At 73.4% G+C, this 15,442-nt stretch carries 12 protein-coding genes; 7 read left to right on the plus strand and 5 right to left on the minus strand.

Annotated elements, in window-relative coordinates:
• Positions 1 to 14: 14 nt before the first annotated feature.
• Positions 15 to 1,730: an ABC transporter family substrate-binding protein gene (locus HS048_RS11865; RefSeq protein ID WP_196466969.1), complete on the plus strand. Its 1,716-nt coding sequence runs from the start codon at positions 15 to 17 to the stop codon at positions 1,728 to 1,730.
• A gap of 75 nt (positions 1,731 to 1,805) precedes the next feature.
• Here the strand turns inward: HS048_RS11865 and HS048_RS11870 are convergent, their stop codons facing one another.
• The gene (locus HS048_RS11870) at positions 1,806 to 2,069 is read right to left on the minus strand and encodes a hypothetical protein (protein ID WP_307729026.1); all 264 of its coding nucleotides are present in this window, start codon (positions 2,067 to 2,069) and stop codon (positions 1,806 to 1,808) included.
• A 159-nt stretch (positions 2,070 to 2,228) separates the two neighbouring features.
• The gene (gene gabT / locus HS048_RS11875) at positions 2,229 to 3,581 is read right to left on the minus strand and encodes a 4-aminobutyrate--2-oxoglutarate transaminase (protein WP_068897046.1); all 1,353 of its coding nucleotides are present in this window, start codon (positions 3,579 to 3,581) and stop codon (positions 2,229 to 2,231) included.
• A 99-nt stretch (positions 3,582 to 3,680) separates the two neighbouring features.
• Between gabT and HS048_RS11880 the strand changes: the two genes are divergently transcribed.
• Positions 3,681 to 5,144, plus strand: a complete 1,464-nt coding sequence (locus HS048_RS11880; protein WP_191895772.1) for a PucR family transcriptional regulator — start codon at positions 3,681 to 3,683, stop codon at positions 5,142 to 5,144.
• Positions 5,145 to 5,242: 98 nt separating this feature from the next.
• On the opposite strand, the gene HS048_RS11885 is transcribed toward HS048_RS11880, so the two are convergent.
• Positions 5,243 to 5,905: a TetR/AcrR family transcriptional regulator gene (locus tag HS048_RS11885; RefSeq protein WP_307832435.1), complete on the minus strand. Its 663-nt coding sequence runs from the start codon at positions 5,903 to 5,905 to the stop codon at positions 5,243 to 5,245.
• Positions 5,906 to 6,112: 207 nt separating this feature from the next.
• Here HS048_RS11885 and HS048_RS11890 point away from each other — a divergent pair, with 207 nt between their 5' ends.
• On the plus strand, positions 6,113 to 7,540 hold the full coding sequence (locus HS048_RS11890) for an aldehyde dehydrogenase family protein (RefSeq protein WP_191895771.1): 1,428 nt from the start codon (positions 6,113 to 6,115) through the stop codon (positions 7,538 to 7,540).
• A gap of 92 nt (positions 7,541 to 7,632) precedes the next feature.
• Here HS048_RS11890 and HS048_RS11895 read toward each other — a convergent pair whose 3' ends face one another.
• Complete coding sequence (locus HS048_RS11895) at positions 7,633 to 8,877, minus strand: serine protease (RefSeq protein ID WP_230880811.1); 1,245 nt, start codon at positions 8,875 to 8,877, stop codon at positions 7,633 to 7,635.
• Positions 8,878 to 8,975: 98 nt separating this feature from the next.
• Positions 8,976 to 10,085 (minus strand): serine protease, encoded by a 1,110-nt coding sequence (locus HS048_RS11900; RefSeq protein WP_196466970.1) that lies wholly within the window; start codon positions 10,083 to 10,085, stop codon positions 8,976 to 8,978.
• Positions 10,086 to 10,268: 183 nt separating this feature from the next.
• Between HS048_RS11900 and dxr the strand changes: the two genes are divergently transcribed.
• The 4 genes from dxr to HS048_RS11920 all read left to right on the plus strand — a co-directional run bounded on the left by dxr (position 10,269) and on the right by HS048_RS11920 (position 15,361).
• Positions 10,269 to 11,453 carry a 1-deoxy-D-xylulose-5-phosphate reductoisomerase gene (dxr, locus tag HS048_RS11905; RefSeq protein ID WP_068897042.1) on the plus strand — a complete coding sequence of 395 codons (1,185 nt, stop codon included), beginning with the start codon at positions 10,269 to 10,271 and terminating at the stop codon, positions 11,451 to 11,453.
• 38 nt (positions 11,454 to 11,491) lie between these two features.
• Complete coding sequence (gene ispG / locus HS048_RS11910; RefSeq protein WP_068897041.1) at positions 11,492 to 12,658, plus strand: flavodoxin-dependent (E)-4-hydroxy-3-methylbut-2-enyl-diphosphate synthase; 1,167 nt, start codon at positions 11,492 to 11,494, stop codon at positions 12,656 to 12,658.
• Positions 12,659 to 12,878: 220 nt separating this feature from the next.
• A complete protein-coding gene (locus tag HS048_RS11915; RefSeq protein ID WP_196466971.1) occupies positions 12,879 to 14,459 on the plus strand; it encodes an alpha/beta hydrolase in 1,581 nt (526 codons plus the stop codon).
• Between the two features lie 59 nt (positions 14,460 to 14,518).
• Positions 14,519 to 15,361, plus strand: a complete 843-nt coding sequence (locus tag HS048_RS11920; RefSeq protein WP_068897039.1) for a GNAT family N-acetyltransferase — start codon at positions 14,519 to 14,521, stop codon at positions 15,359 to 15,361.
• Positions 15,362 to 15,442 lie beyond the last annotated feature (81 nt).

Below are 15,442 nucleotides of genomic sequence, written 5' to 3' on the forward strand. Positions count from 1 at the left end.
CCCTGGAGGAACACGTGAAGGTCGCCCACAAGGCCGCCGCCGGGGCCGCGCTCCTGGCCATGGCCCTCACCGCCTGCGGCGGCGGTGCCGACAAGCCCAAGGCCGGCTCGACCGAGGCCGCCAAGGAGGCCCAGCAGGCCGCCGCCCAGCTGCCGGGCATCTCCATCAACCCGGTCGCCTACGAGCAGGTCGCCGAGGGCGGCACCGTGACCCTGGCCACCAGCTCCTGGCAGGCGAACTGGAACTACAACCAGGTCAACGGCACCCACGACAACACCGACCAGGTGATGGAGGCGCTCATGCCGAGCGCCTTCCGCTCCGACGACAAGGCCGACGTCGTCAACCACCCGGACTACGTCACCGAGTGGAAGATGGAGCTGCAGGGCGAGACCCAGGTCGTCACCTACAAGATCCACGAGAAGGCGACCTGGTCGGACGGGACGCCGATCACCTACAAGGACTTCCAGGCGCAGTGGAAGGCCCTGAACGGCAAGGAGAAGAAGTACCAGGTCTCCTCGACCGACGGCTACGACCGCGTGAAGTCCGTGGAGAAGGGCGCCACCGACAAAGACGTCGTGGTGACCTTCGCCAAGCAGTACCCGGACTGGAAGGGCATGTTCGCGCCGCTCTACCCGGCCTCCACCAACGACGACCCCGAGGTCTTCAACAAGGGCTGGGTCGGCAAGATCCCCGTCACCGCCGGCCCGTTCAAGGTCGAGTCCATCAACGAGACCACCAAGGCCGTCACCCTGGTCCGCGACGACAAGTGGTGGGGCCGCAAGGCCAAGCTCGACAAGGTGATCTTCCGCGCCATGGAGACCGGCGCGACGATCAACGCCTTCGTCAACGGCGAGCTCGACGCGGTCGAGATCGCCGCGGGTGACGCCGCCGGCCTCAAGCGGGTCAAGGAGGTGGCGAACTCCGACATCCGCAAGGCCGCGGCCCCGAACTGGCGCCACATCACCGTCAACGGCTCCAGCGAGCTGCTGAAGGACAAGTCGGTCCGCCAGGCCGTCGCGATGGGCATCAACCGCGAGACGATCGCCGCGTCCGACCTCAAGGACATGGACTGGCCGATCCAGACGCTCGGCAACCACCTGTACATGAACACCCACAAGGGCTACGTGGACAACTCCGGCGAGGTCGGCAAGTACAACCCGGAAAAGGCCAAGCAGCTGCTGGAGGCCGCCGGCTGGAAGCAGGAGGGCGAGTACCGCAAGAAGGACGGCAAGGAGTTCGCCGTCCGCTTCACCGTCCCGGCCTCGCTGCCCGTGGCCAAGCAGGAGGGTGAGCTCACCCAGGCGATGCTGAAGGAGATCGGCGTCAAGGTCACCGTGGAGGCGGTCCCGGACGACAAGTTCTTCGACGACTACATCATCCCCGGCAACTTCGACCTGGTGCCGTTCTCCTGGCTGGGCACGCCGTTCCCGAACGGCGCCCTGCCGCAGATCTACAGGACGCCGACGGGGCCGGACAACTACGGCAGCAACTTCCCGCGCACCGGCACCCCCGAGCTCGACGTCCTGATCGAGCAGGCGGCCGGTGAGATGGACCCGCAGAAGGCGATCGAGCTGGGCAACCAGGCCGACAAGCTGATCTGGGACCTGGTCCACACCATCCCGCTGTACCAGCGTCCGGACATCTACGGGACCAAGAAGAACCTGGCCAACTACGGCTCCTTCGGTTTCGCCGACCCGAAGGACTGGACCGCGGTCGGCTTCACCAAGTAGGCCCTGCGCGCCACCGCGCCCTTCCCCGCTCCGGCGGGGGAGGGCGCCGCCTTCTCCCGGTTCGTCCCGGGCCCGTCAGGAGAAGGCCACGCTGCGGGACAGCGGGTAGACGTTGCCCGCCCGCTGCGGGAGCAGCGCCTCGGCGCAGTCCGGGCAGGCGAGCACGACCGCTTCGCTGGGGAGGCGGCCGATCCGGACCCTGGGGCGGGGCCACCTCTTGTGGCAGGCCACGCAGGCGTCCCCCTCGCACTGGGCGGGGGTCAGGCCCTCCGGGTCGAACATAATGAGCCGTGCCGTCGCGGTCGGCCTCCAGTGCATCGCGCTTCCCGTCCTGATCACGCAGTCTCCCGTCGGAACCGTTATAACCTCGCCACCCTCAGTGATCGCTTTGCTGAGTCCCAAGCTGCGGTTAAATCGCCTTCCGGGAGCGGGTTGAGCGACGACAAAAAGGGGCACACGGCATCAAGCCGGGTGCCCCTTTTGGATCGTGATAAACGGTCAGACCTCGCAGACCGCCTTCTCCAGGATCTCCAGCGCCTCCTGGAGCAGGTGCTCGGGCATGACCAGCGGAGGCAGGAAACGCAGCACGTTGCCGTAGGTGCCCGCGGTCAGCACGAGCAGGCCCTCGGCGTGGCAGCGCCGGGCGATCTCGGCCGCGGCGGTGGGGTGCGGCTCCAGGGTGCCCGGGACGACCAGCTCGATGGCGGTCATGGCGCCCCGGCCGCGCACGTCGCCGACGATCGGGGCGCGCTCGGCGAGGGCCCGCAGCCGGGGCAGCATGACCTCGCCGATCCGGCGGGCCTTCCCGACCAGGTCCTCGGCCTCGATGGTCTCCAGCACCCCGAGCGCGGCCTCGCAGGCCAGCGGGTTGCCGCCGTAGGTGCCGCCCAGGCCGCCCACGTGCACCCTGTCGAGGATCTCGGCCCGGCCGGTGACGGCGGCCAGCGGCAGGCCGCCCGCGATGCCCTTGGCGGTGACGATGATGTCGGGGACGATGCCCTCGTCCTCGCAGGCGAACATGTGGCCGGTGCGGGCGAAGCCGGTCTGCACCTCGTCGGCGATGAAGACGATGCCGTTGGCCCGGCAGTACTCGGCGATCCGCGGCAGGAAGCCCTTGGCCGGCTCGATGAAGCCGCCCTCGCCGGCGATCGGCTCGATCACGACCGCCGCCACGTTCCCGGCGCCGACCTGCTTGTCGATCTGGTCGATGGCCTGCGCCGCCGCCTCCTCGGCGCAGTTCTCCGCGCCCGTGGGCCAGCGGAACGGGTAGGCCAGCGGCACCCGGTAGACCTCGGGGGCGAACGGGCCGAAGCGGTGCTTGTACGGCATGTTCTTCGCCGTCAGGGACATCGTCAGCAGGGTCCGGCCGTGGTAGCCGTGGTCGAAGACCACGACCGCGGGGCGGCCGGTGGCGTGCCGGGCGACCTTGACCGCGTTCTCCACGGCCTCGGCGCCGCTGTTGAGCAGGAAGGTGCGCTTGGCGTGGTCGCCGGGGGTGATCTCGTTGAGCTTCTCGGCGACCTGCACGTACGACTCGTACGGGGTGACCATGAAGCAGGTGTGCGTGAAGTCCGCGGCCTGCCGCCGCACCCGCTCGACCACGCGCGGCGCGGAGTTGCCGACACTCGTCACCGCGATGCCCGAGCCGAAGTCGATCAGGGAGTTGCCGTCGGCGTCGACGACGACGCCGCCGCCCGCGCGGGTCACGAAGACCGGCAGCGTCGTGCCGATGCCCGGCGGGACGGCCGACTGCTTGCGCGCGAACAGCTCGCGGGACCTCGGGCCGGGGATCTCGGTGACGACGCGGCGCTCCTGGGGGAGGGACGGGCCGCCCTGGGTGACGGTGCTCATGCTGTGACGGTATGCGGGCCGGGCCGACGTGCCGATGATGCACTATGGCAAAATCGCCGGGACCCGTATGGCCGTGACGTACAAAAGGGGAAGGTCGCCGTGGCTCCGACGCTCCGCACCGTCGTGCACCGGGCGCCGCTCGGCCTCTCCGTGCTCACCGGCCGCGACGCGCTCGACCGGCCGGTGCGCTGGGTCGCGGTCAGCGAGCTGGAGGACCCCACCCCGTTCCTGGAGGGCGGCGAGCTGGTGCTGACCACCGGCATGCGGCTGGACGCCGCGGGCGCCGGGCCGTACGTCGGGCGCCTGGTCGCCCGCGGGGTCAGCGGACTGGGGTTCGGCGTCGGACTGGGGCACGGGGAGATCCCCGCCGAGCTGCTGGCCGCCGCGGACCGGGCGGGGCTGCCGCTGCTGGAGGTGCCGCGCGAGACCCCGTTCGTCGCGATCGGCAAGGCGGTCAGCGACCTGCTCGCCGCCGAGCAGTACGAGGAGATCACCCGGGCCTTCGCCGCGCAGGGCCGCCTGACCCGAGCGGCGCTGCGGCCCGAGGGGGCTCGGGCCGTGGTCGACCGCCTCGCCCGCGAGCTGGGCGGCTGGGCGGTCCTGCTCGACGAGGCGGGAGCCGTACGGCACGCGGCGGGGCGGGGCGCGGCCGCCGTCGGCGGGATCCTGCCCGAGCTCGGCCGCCTGCGCGGGCGCGCGCGGGAGGGCGGGAGCCCCGCCAGCCTCGCCTTCTCCACCCCCGGGGAGCACGTCGTCGTCCAGCCGGTCGGCGCGCGCCGCACCGGGGGGTTCTTCGCGGTCGGCCTCGGCAAGCCGTTCACACCGGTCGAGCACACCGTGGTCAACGCGGCGGGCTCCCTGCTCACCCTCGCGCTGGAGCACGGCCGCGAGCACCTGGCCGCCGAGCGCCGGGTCCGCGCCGCGGCGCTCCGGCTGCTGCTGGCCGGCCAGGTGGAGGCCGGCCGGGAGACGCTGGAGCGGCTGGGCGACCGGTTCCCCGACGGGCCGCTGGTGGTGCTGGCCGCCGGAGGCGACCGCGAGGCGGCGCTGGAGGCGGCGGGGGAGGAGGTCGCGGTGGCCGACGGCGACCGGGTGCTGGTCCTCGTCCCCGCGGCCGGGGCGGAGGAGGCGGCCGCGGCCCTCGCCGCCCGGGCCGGGGCCTGCCCGCTCGGGGTCGGCGCGCCGGTGGGCCCGGAGGAGCTGCGGACCGGGATCGAGCAGGCCGACCGGGCGCTCGCCTCGGCCCGGGGCCCGGCCGGCCCGGTCGTGCGCTTCGCCGACCTGGCGGGCCGGGGGCTGCTGGCACTGCTGGACGCCGACGTGGCTGCGGCGTTCTCCTCGGCGCTGCTCGCCCCGCTCCGGGAGTACGGCTCCCGCGCCGACCTGGTGGAGTCGCTTCGCGCCTACCTGGCCTGCAACGGGCACTGGGACGCGGCGGCCCAGCGGCTGGGGGTGCACCGGCACACCCTGCGCTACCGCATGCGCCGGGTCGCCGAGCTGCTCGGCCGCGACCTGGACGACCCCGCGGTCCGCGCCGAGCTGTGGGTGGCGCTGAGCGTCTAGCGGGCCGGCGCCGGGGCCCGGAGAGCGGGTGTCCGACGCCTCGGTGTCCGGTGGCCGGACGGTGTCCGGCGGGTCGGGGTGTCCCGGCCGTCCGGTGGCTAGACGGCGCCCGGCGGGTCCGGACGGCCGGTGCCGGTCGCGAGGTAGCGGTGGATGATGGCCCGGGTGGCGGCGTCGAAGGCGGAGCCGTCGCGCAGGTGCCCGGCACGTTCCAAGCTGATCGCCCCCTGGGCCGCGGACCAGAGCGCGTCGGCGATCCTGCGGGGCTGGGTGGGGACGAGCTGACCGGCCGAGATGCAGTCGGCGATCACCCGGTCGAAGATGTTGAGCGCCGCCCGGGCCAGGGTCCTGGCCCGCTCGCTGGGGGTGAAACCGGGGATGGCCCGCTCGAACATCAGGCTGTAGTAACCCGGCTCGGCCAGAGCGGCCTCCCGGTAGGCGGTGCCCAGCGCGGTGAGGCGCTCCAGCGAGTCCGGATGCGCGGGCACGGCCTCCAGCCGGCGCCGGAAGCGCTCGAAGCCCTCCAGGTAGAGCGCCTCGGCCAGGCCCTCCTTGCTGCCGAACATGGTGTAGATGACGGTGGTGGAGCAGCCCGCCTCGGCGGCGATGCGCCGCATCGAAAGGCTCTCCGGGCCGATGGTGAGCAGGAGGTGGTTCGCCACGTCGAGGAGCTTGGCGCGGAGCTCGTCCTGTGCGGCGCGGTCACCGGAGAGGTAGGCGCCCTGGAGCCCGAGCGGGGCCGAGGAGGTCAATGGGGCCACGCCTTTCCGCTCGGGGGGACTCGCACCGGATGACTTAGCCATGGTGAAGATCGTTCAAACCGCTAGCCGGAGAGAAATATCGCGAATAAACCTGTTTTAAGGAGGGAATCAGGATGGGTCATTTTATCCGGATCGGCGCGTCCGCCGGGAGGCCTTGTGCGGAGTGGAGGGGCGCCGGACCCGGCCGGGTGGCATAGCGTCGGAGGTATGGACGTGCGCCCCTTCTGGCTCGCCGGACGCCCCGCCACCGGGGACGCCGAGCTCACCGTGACCAACTCGCATGACGGCCGCGTCGTCGGCGTCTGCTCCGTGCCGACCCCGGACCAGGTCGAGGAGGCCGTCGCCGCGGCGGAGGCCGTGCGCAAGGAGGCCGCGGCCCTCCCCGTCCACGTGCGGGCCGAGGCCCTGGCCCACGTCTCGCGCCGCCTGGCCGAGCGCGCCGACGAGATCGCCCGCCTGATCACCGAGGAGAACGGCAAGCCGGTCTTCTGGGCCCGGGGCGAGGTCGGCCGCGCGGTCTCCACCTTCCGCTTCGCCGCCGAGGAGACCCGCCGCTCCGGCGGTGAGGCGATGCGCCTGGACACCGAGCCCGCCGCGGCCGGTCGCCTCGCCTACGTCTCCCGCGTCCCGCGCGGGCCGATCCTGGCGATCACGCCGTTCAACTTCCCGCTCAACCTGGTCGCCCACAAGGTCGCCCCGGCCATCGCCGTCGGCGCCCCGGTCGTCGTCAAGCCCGCCCCCGCGACGCCGCTCTCGGCGCTGCTGCTCGGTGAGATCCTCGCCGAGACGGACCTGCCCGCGGGCATGTTCTCCGTGCTCCCGGTGCCCAACGAGCGCGCCGCCGCGCTGGTCGAGGACCCGCGCCTGCCGGTGGTCTCGTTCACCGGCTCAGGCCCGGTCGGCTACGCGATCATGGAAAGTGTGCCGCGCAAGCACGTCACCCTGGAGCTCGGCGGGAACGCCGCCGCGGTCGTCCTGGCCGACGCCGACCTCGACTGGGCCGCCTCCCGGGTGGCGCTGTTCTCCAACTACCAGGCCGGGCAGAGCTGCATCGCGGTCCAGCGGGTGATCGTCGAGGAGTCGGTGCGGGACGACTTCCTGGCCCGGCTGGTCCCGGCCGTCGAGGCGCTGGTGACGGGGGACCCGGCCGACGAGAAGACCCAGGTCGGGCCGCTGGTCTCCGTCGAGGCCGCCGAGCGGGTCGAGCAGTGGGTCGCCGAGGCCGTCGCCGGCGGGGCCCGCGTGCTGACCGGGGGCACCCGCGACGGCGCCACCGTCGCCCCGACCGTCCTGGCCGACGCGCCCGCCGGGGCCAGGGTCTCCTGCGAGGAGGTCTTCGGCCCCGTGATGGTCGTGCAGGGCGTCTCCGGGCCGGACGAGGCCTTCGCCGCGGTCAACGACTCGAAGTACGGCCTGCAGGCCGGCGTGTTCACCCGGAGCCTCGACCTGGCCTTCCGGGCCAACCGGGAGCTGGAGGTCGGCGGCGTGGTCATCGGGGACGTGCCGTCCTACCGCGCCGACCAGATGCCCTACGGCGGCGTCAAGGAGTCCGGGGTCGGCCGCGAGGGCGTCCGCTCGGCGATGGCCGACTACACCTACGAGAAGGTCATGGTCCTGACCGGGCTGAGCCTGTAGGGCCGTGCCCGGGATCCCGGGTTCGATCCGCAGGACGTACGGCCCCGCGCTCCGGAGCGCGGGGCCGTACGGGGCCGGAGCGGAGGAGCGGGTCAGGACCGCTGGGCCGTGAGGTAGAGCTCCTTGGCGGTGTCGCCGAAGTAGGGGCCGTACATCGTGCCGTGGTCGTCGCTGTACTTGAAGCTGCTCACCGAGGTGATGGTGCCGCGGCCGGTCGCGGGGTCGAAGTCGTTGAACCAGGGGCCGCCGCTGGACCCGGCCGTCATGTTGCAGCGCAGGCCCTGGTCGCGGGTCTGGCCGTACGGGTCCTCGCGGACCGGGCCGGCGCAGTAGATCATGTGCTCGCCGTCGTAGGGCGGGTCGACGGGGAAGCCGAAGCCGTAGGCGTGGCGGCCGCGGGCCGTGCCGAAGGCGATCTCCTGTGCGCCCGCCACGTCGGCGAGGTGCCTGCCGTTCCTGGTGTTGAGCGCGACCATGGCGAGGTCGTGGCTGTCGTCCGCGCTGCGCGACCAGGGGCCCGCGACGAACATGCGGCGGGCGGTGAAGCGCCCGTACGGCTGGCTGCCCTGGTCGTAGCCGGGCACGAAGGTCCAGTTCTCCGCCCACGCGCCGGTCCCGTCCTTGACGCAGTGCCCGGCGGTGACGACGAGGTCGCGGTTCCCGCTCCGCACCGAGCTCGCCGAGCAGACGAAGTCGACCCCGTTGAGGGTGAGGAACACGCGTCCGGTGGTGCTGCGCACCGCGCCGCCCGCGGTCCAGCGGGCCCCGCTGGTCACGGCGGTGGCCGGGGCGGCGGCCCGGCGGCGGGCGGGGGCTCCGGCGGGGGCGGCCCGGTGGCGCGCGGCGGCCGGTCCCGCGGCCGGCTCCTGTCGGCCCGGTAGCGCGCGGACCGGTCCCGCGGCGCCGGCCGGCCCCGCCGAGTCGGTCGGCCGATGCGGGGCCGAGCCGGCCGGGGCCGCGGCGCCTGCGGGGCCCGGCGCGCCGACGGGCCGCCTGGTGAGCGCCGTGACCGGGCCCAGGGCGCCGGTGAGCGTATCGAGGAGGCCGAGCGGGACGGCCTCCGCCATCCGGCGGGGGGTCCAGTAACCGAGCACGCGCCGCTGCTCCGCCGCGCTGCGGGCGGCCGCGTGCTCGACGATGTCGGGACCGCCGGTGCCCCCTGCGGTCCGGAGGGCCCTGCCGGGGGTGTGCGCGGGAGGCCGGAGGAGGGCCGCGGCCACCACGCCGGCGCCGGCGAGGCCGCGTCCGTGCTCGGTGGTGGTCGCGCCGGTGAGGGGGGCGCCCGTCAGCCCGATGACGAGGGGGGCGGCCGCAAGCAGGGCGAGGCTCGGGGTCATGGCCCCGAGTTTGCACTACCCAAGGTTTCCACGTGGCTACTTTGCGTGAAGCCACCAGGCTCGTCCGCAGTGCTCCGGCCTTCAGGCCGGGGAGCGCGTCAAGGAGCGTCGGTGCCCTGGGCGGCCCGGTAGACGGCCTGGGCCTCCACGCCGAAGTAGGGGCCGAACATCCAGCCGCTCGCGAAGCCGTACTTGAAGCTGTTCACCGAGTTCAGCGTGCCCAGCCCGGTGGCCTCGTCGAAGTCGAGGAACCACGGCCCGCCGCTCGACCCGCCCGTCATGTCGCAGTTCAGCCCGAGGTCGCGGGACATCAGGAAGTCGTCGAACGCCCGGCCGCTGCAGTAGACCAGCTCCGAGCCGTCGTAGGGGGCGGCGGCGGGGTAGCCGAAGGCGTGCATCTGCCGCCTGCGGGCCTGGTTGAAGGCGACGCCCTGGCCGCCGACCACGTCGGTCAGGTACCGCCCGTTCAGCGGGGCCACCACGGCGGCGGCCACGTCGTGGTCGATGTCCTCGGCGTCGTTCCACTGCGGGGTGGTGTAGAGCGCGGTGGCGACCCAGGTGCCGTGCGGCCGCTCGCCGCCGTCGTAGCCCGGCACGAAGACCCAGTTGGTGTGGAACGCGCCGCCCATCTTCACGCAGTGCCCGGCGGTGATCACCGTGCTCCTGTTCTCGCTGGTCACCGCGTTGCCGGAGCAGGAGGCGTTCCGCCCCTGGTAGGTGAAGAAGACCCGCCCGGCGGTCCCGGTGACGGCTCCGCCGCGGGTCCAGGGGGAGCCGTCGACGGCGCGGGCCGCCCGGGCCGGGGTGGTCGCCGTGCCCCTGTCACCGGTCGTGCCCCTGCCGGCGGCCGTGCTCCCGTCGCCGGTCGTGCCCCTGCCGTCCGCGGCGTCCCGCCCGCCCGGGGCGGTCGGGGGAACGGAGGCCGGGGCGGCCGCGGACTGCGCGGCGGCCGCGGAGCCGGTGAGCCGGACGCCCTTCTTCCGGGGGGCGAGGGCGTCGAGTGGCCGGGCCGCCTCCATCTTCGCCTCGGTCCAGTAGCGCCGCACGGCGCGCTGCTCGGTCCCCGTGCCGGCGGCCTCCTCCTCGACGGGGGCGGGGGTCGCGGGCGCCGCGGCGGGGCCCCCGGCGGCGTGGGCGGCGGCCGGGGGCAGCAGGGCGCCTCCCGAGACGAGGGCGAGAAGGGGGACGAGGCGTGCCGTGCGGCGCATGTGTACCTCCCGAGACCTGGATGCTGACTCGGGAAGCTAGTGCGCCAGATATCCGCATTTCTCAAGATTTACAACTATTGATATGGCGGAATTCGGACGTAAATCACGATTTTCATCGCGTGTTTCTCCGGTCACGGATTCCGACCGGTTCGCCGCACGCCGGACGGCCGTCAGAATGGGACGGTGCAGACAGACATCACCCGCTCCGTCGTCCTGCTCGGCTCGACCGGCTCCATCGGGACCCAGTCCCTCGACGTCATCGCCCGCAACCCCGGCAGGTTCCGGGTGGCGGCGCTGGCCGCCGGAGGCGGCCGGATCGACCTGCTGGCCCGCCAGGCGGCCGAGTTCCGGCCCGAGGCGGTGGCCGTGGCCGACCCGGCGGCCCTGCCCGCGCTGAAGGAGGCCCTGGCCGCCCGCGGGGTGACCGCGACGGTCCTGGCCGGGCCCGAGGGGGTCGCCGAGGCGGCGGCCTGGCCGTGCGACACCGTGCTCAACGGCATCACCGGCGCGCTCGGGCTGACCTCGACGCTGGCCGCGCTGGAGGCGGGCCGGACGCTCGCGCTGGCCAACAAGGAGTCGCTGATCGTCGGCGGGCCGCTGGTCAAGCGCCTGGCCAAGCCCGGGCAGCTGCTCCCGGTCGACTCCGAGCACGCCGCGCTCGCCCAGTGCCTGTGGGCGGCCGGCCCCACCGGCCCCGACGCCTCCGCCGTACGGAAGCTGGTCGTCACCGCCAGCGGCGGGCCGTTCCGCGGCCGGTCCCGCGCGGAGCTCGGCGGGGTGACGCCGGAGCAGGCCCTGGCCCACCCGACCTGGTCGATGGGGCCGGTCATCACCGTGAACTCGGCCACACTCGTCAACAAGGGCCTGGAGGTCATCGAGGCCCACCTGCTCTTCGACGTCGGCTTCGACCGGATCGACGTCGTGGTCCACCCGCAGTCGGTCGTGCACTCCATGGTGGAGTTCACCGACGGGTCGGTCATCGCCCAGGCCAGCCCGCCGGACATGCGGCTGCCCATCGCGCTCGCCCTCGGCTGGCCCGAGCGGGTCGCCGGAGCGGCCCCCGCCGTCGACTGGACCCGGGCCCACACCTGGACCTTCGAGCCGCTGGACGACGAGGCCTTCCCCGCGGTCGCGCTCGCCCGGCACGTCGGCGCCGCGGGCGGCACGGCCCCGGCGGTCTACAACGCGGCCAACGAGGTCTGCGTGGAGGCGTTCCTGGGCGGGCGGCTGCCGTTCCCCGGCATCGTGGACACCGTGGCCGCGGTCGTCGCCGAGCACGTCCCCGGCGAGGCCGGTTCGGTCGAGGAGGTGCTCGCCGCCGACGGGTGGGCGCGGATCCGGGCGCGGGAGCTCACCGCGACTGCCTAGACTGGAGCGGCCGTCGACTTTTCAAAAAGGCTGGGAAAATGACTTCTGTGGCTCTCGGTATCCCCTCGGTGAGGACCAAGCCGATCGCCGAGCGACGCCGTTCCCGTCAGATCATGGTCGGTTCCGTGCCGGTGGGCGGTGACGCGCCGGTCTCGGTGCAGTCGATGACCACCACGGTCACCGCCGACGTCAACGCCACCCTGCAGCAGATCGCCGCGCTGACCGCCGCGGGCTGCCAGATCGTCCGGGTCGCCGTGCCGTCCCAGGACGACGCCGAGGCGCTGCCGATCATCGCGAAGAAGTCGCAGATCCCGGTGATCGCCGACATCCACTTCCAGCCGAAGTACGTCTTCGCCGCGATCGAGGCGGGCTGCGCGGCGGTCCGGGTCAACCCGGGCAACATCAAGAAGTTCGACGACAAGGTCGGCGAGATCGCGCGCGCCGCCGCCGACCACGGGGTGCCGATCCGGATCGGCGTCAACGCCGGCTCGCTCGACCCGCGCCTGCTGCAGAAGTACGGCAAGGCGACCCCCGAGGCGCTGGTGGAGTCGGCGCTGTGGGAGTGCTCGCTCTTCGAGGAGCACGGCTTCCGGGACATCAAGATCTCGGTCAAGCACAACGACCCGGTCGTGATGATCCAGGCCTACCGGCTGCTCGCGGCCAGGTGCGACTACCCGCTCCACCTCGGCGTCACCGAGGCGGGCCCGGCGTTCCAGGGCACGATCAAGTCGGCCGTGGCGTTCGGCGCCCTGCTGGCCGAGGGCATCGGCGACACCATCCGGGTGTCGCTGTCGGCCCCGCCGGTGGAGGAGATCAAGGTCGGCATCGGGATCCTGGAGTCGCTGAACCTGCGCGAGCGCGGCCTGGAGATCGTCTCCTGCCCGTCCTGCGGCCGGGCCCAGGTCGACGTCTACACCCTGGCCGAGCAGGTCCAGGCCGGGCTGGAGGGGCTGAAGGTCCCGCTGCGCGTGGCGGTCATGGGCTGCGTCGTCAACGGCCCCGGCGAGGCCCGCGAGGCGGACCTGGGTGTGGCCTCCGGCAACGGCAAGGGCCAGATCTTCGTCAAGGGCGAGGTCATCAAGACCGTCCCCGAGTCGCAGATCGTGGAGACCCTGATCGAGGAGGCCCTGCGGCTGGCCGAGGAGATGGGCGTCGAGGTCGACCTCGACGACGACGCCCCCGGCCCCGAGGTCGTCGTGCGCTGACCCTGCGCCGACCCCGCGGTGTCCCGCGGTGTCCCGCAGGATCGTCCGGGACGCCCCGGTCCTTCGGGGTGTCTCCGGCCCGTGTCGCGTCCGGGGCCGGCCGGACGGCCGCGCGCCGCAATCAATTGACTAGGCGATGGTAAGCATCCGGCCTGGTGGCCGGTGGTGCGGCGACTCTCCGGGGGACGATCTCCCTGCCGATCGAGGAGAGGGAGTCCCAGTGAAGAGGGTCGTCGGGGTTGTCGCGGGCGTCGGGATGCTCGTCGTGGCCGTCGGGGTGCCGCCTCAGGCGATGGCGCACGTCAGGCAGGACCTCGTGTGGGGGGCCTGCGAGGGGGCGGGTGCGGGGCGCGGGAGCGCCTCGGCGGCCCCGGCGGTGGAGTGCGCCACGCTCAGGGTGCCGCTCGACTACCGGCGGCCGGACCGGACGGTCGGCATCGCGCTGAACCGCATCAAGGGGAGGACCCCGCGGAGCGGGAACCACCTGGGCGTCCTGCTGGTCAACCCCGGAGGGCCCGGCGCCTCCGGCCGGGACCTGGCCAAGTACGTCGCGGCGGCGCTCCCCGGCGGGCTGGCGGACCGGTTCGACGTGATCGGTTTCGACCCGCGCGGGGTGGGGGAGAGCACGCCCGCGCTGCGGTGCGTGGACCCGGGCGAGTACTACGCGCCGCCGCGCCCGGACTACGTCCCGAAGACCGCGCAGGAGGAGGCCGTGCTGGTCGGCCGGGCCCGTGAGTACGCCGAGGCGTGCGAAAGGCGGTGGAGCTGGTTCCTGCCCCACCTGACCACGGAGAACTCCGCCCGGGACATGGACATGATCAGGGCGGCGCTGGGCGAGCCCCGGATCAGCTACCTGGGCTACTCCTACGGGACCTACCTCGGCGCGGTCTACGCGACGCTCTTCCCCCGGCGGGTCAAGCGGCTGGTCCTGGACAGCGTGGTCGACCCCCGCGGGATCTGGTACGCCTCCAACCTCAAGCAGAACGCCTACTTCGACCGGCGGCACCGCGACTTCCTGGCGTGGACGGCCCGCCACAACCGCGTCTACCGGCTGGGCGCGACGACCAAGGCCGCCTCCTTCGCCTGGTACGCCACCCGGGAGCGGCTGCGCACCCGCCCGGCGGGCGGCGTGGTCGGCCCCAGCGAGTTCGACGACCTCTACACCGTCGGCGGCTACTCCGACATGATCTGGCCGGAGCTCGCCCGGGCCTTCTCCGCGTACGTCAGGCGGGGCGACACCGCGCCGCTGCTGGCGGCCTACCGCAAGCACGCAAAGAACGACGCCGCGACCGAGAACGGCTACGCCGTCTACCTCGCGACGGAGTGCGCGGACGCGCCCTGGCCCCGCGACTGGAACAGGTGGCGGACCGACACCGCCGCGATCCACGCCAGGGCGCCCTTCCTCGCCTGGCAGAACGCCTGGTACAACGCGCCGTGCGCGTTCTGGCCCGGGCGGGGCGGCGTCCCGGTGCGGATCCGGCAGGACCGGGCCCTGCCGGGCGCGCTGCTGATCCAGTCCCGGCGCGACGCCGCCACGCCCTACCCCGGCGCGCTGGAGCTGCGCCGGATCCTCACCCGCTCCCGGCTGGTGGTCGAGGGCGGCGGCGACCACGGCGTCGCGCTCTTCGAGGGCAACCGCTGCGTGGACGGGCACCTGGCCGCCTACCTGCGGGACGGGACGCTGCCCGGGCGCGCCGGGCGCACCGGGGCGGGGGTCGACGCGCGCTGCGCCGCCGGTCCCGGACCCCAGCCCGCGACTCAGGCCGAACGTATACCGATGACTGCGGATCTGGGCAGGTAGATACCGATCTGCGAGCCGGTCCTGTCAAACCCGGGGGTCTCGCGTAGGCTGGGCCCGTGATGCTGCGCACAACGGCGTCGCGCGTGCTCGACGACAACGATCGCGACGAGGTCCTGGCGCTTCTCGACACCGACCCCGTCGCCAATGTGTTCGTCGCCTCCAGGGTCCGGTCCGTCGGACTCAATCCGGCCCGGCTCGGCGGCCAGATGTGGGGGTTCGGGCCGCGCGGCGGCCTGACCTCGCTCTGCTACGCCGGAGCCAACCTCGTCCCGGTGCACGCCGGTCCCGAGGCCGTGCACGCCTTCGCCGACCGGGCCCGGCGGCAGGGCCGCCGCTGCTCCTCCATCGTCGGCCCGGCCGACGCGGTCGAGCCGCTCTGGGAACGGCTGGAGCCCTACTGGGGACCCGCCCGCGCGGTCCGCTGGGCCCAGCCGCTGATGGCCACCGCCGCACCCTCCCCGATCCCGTCCGACCCGCTGGTGCGGCGCGTGCGGCCGGAGGAGTTCGAGACCCTGTTCCCCGCCTGCGTGGCGATGTTCACCGAGGAGGTGGGCATCTCGCCCGAGGCGGGCGACGGCGGCGCGCTCTACCGGTCGCGGGTGGCGGAGCTGATCCGGATCGGCCGCTCCTACGCCAGGATCGACGACGGCACCGTCGTCTTCAAGGCCGAGATCGGCGCGGTCACCCCGCAGGCCTGCCAGATCCAGGGGGTCTGGGTCGATCCCGCCTGGCGCGGCCGGGGGCACGCGGCGACCGGCATGGCCGCGGTGGTCGAGCAGGCCCTCGCCTGCTTCGCCCCGGTGGTCTCGCTGTACGTCAACGACTACAACGCCCCCGCCCGGGCCGCCTACCGGAAGGCGGGCTTCACGGAGGTCGGCACCTTCATGTCGGTGCTGTTCTAGGCGCCGGCGGGATCCGCCCCGCCGCTGCGCTCAGGCCGCGCGGATCGGGCGGGGCATGCTCAAACCGGGCGGAGCCGGCGG

Source organism: Planomonospora sp. ID91781, assembly GCF_015711595.1.
In the GTDB taxonomy this organism is placed as follows: domain Bacteria; phylum Actinomycetota; class Actinomycetes; order Streptosporangiales; family Streptosporangiaceae; genus Planomonospora; species Planomonospora parontospora.

Coding starts and splice junctions, on each gene's coding strand:
- gabT (WP_068897046.1), bottom strand. CDS start 3,581: ATGAGCACCGTCACCCAGGGCGGCCCGTCCCTCCCCCAGGAGCGCCGC.
- HS048_RS11890 (WP_191895771.1), top strand. CDS start 6,113: ATGGACGTGCGCCCCTTCTGGCTCGCCGGACGCCCCGCCACCGGGGAC.
- HS048_RS11895 (WP_230880811.1), bottom strand. CDS start 8,877: ATGACCCCGAGCCTCGCCCTGCTTGCGGCCGCCCCCCTCGTCATCGGG.
- HS048_RS11900 (WP_196466970.1), bottom strand. CDS start 10,085: ATGCGCCGCACGGCACGCCTCGTCCCCCTTCTCGCCCTCGTCTCGGGA.
- ispG (WP_068897041.1), top strand. CDS start 11,492: ATGACTTCTGTGGCTCTCGGTATCCCCTCGGTGAGGACCAAGCCGATC.
- HS048_RS11920 (WP_068897039.1), top strand. CDS start 14,519: ATGCTGCGCACAACGGCGTCGCGCGTGCTCGACGACAACGATCGCGAC.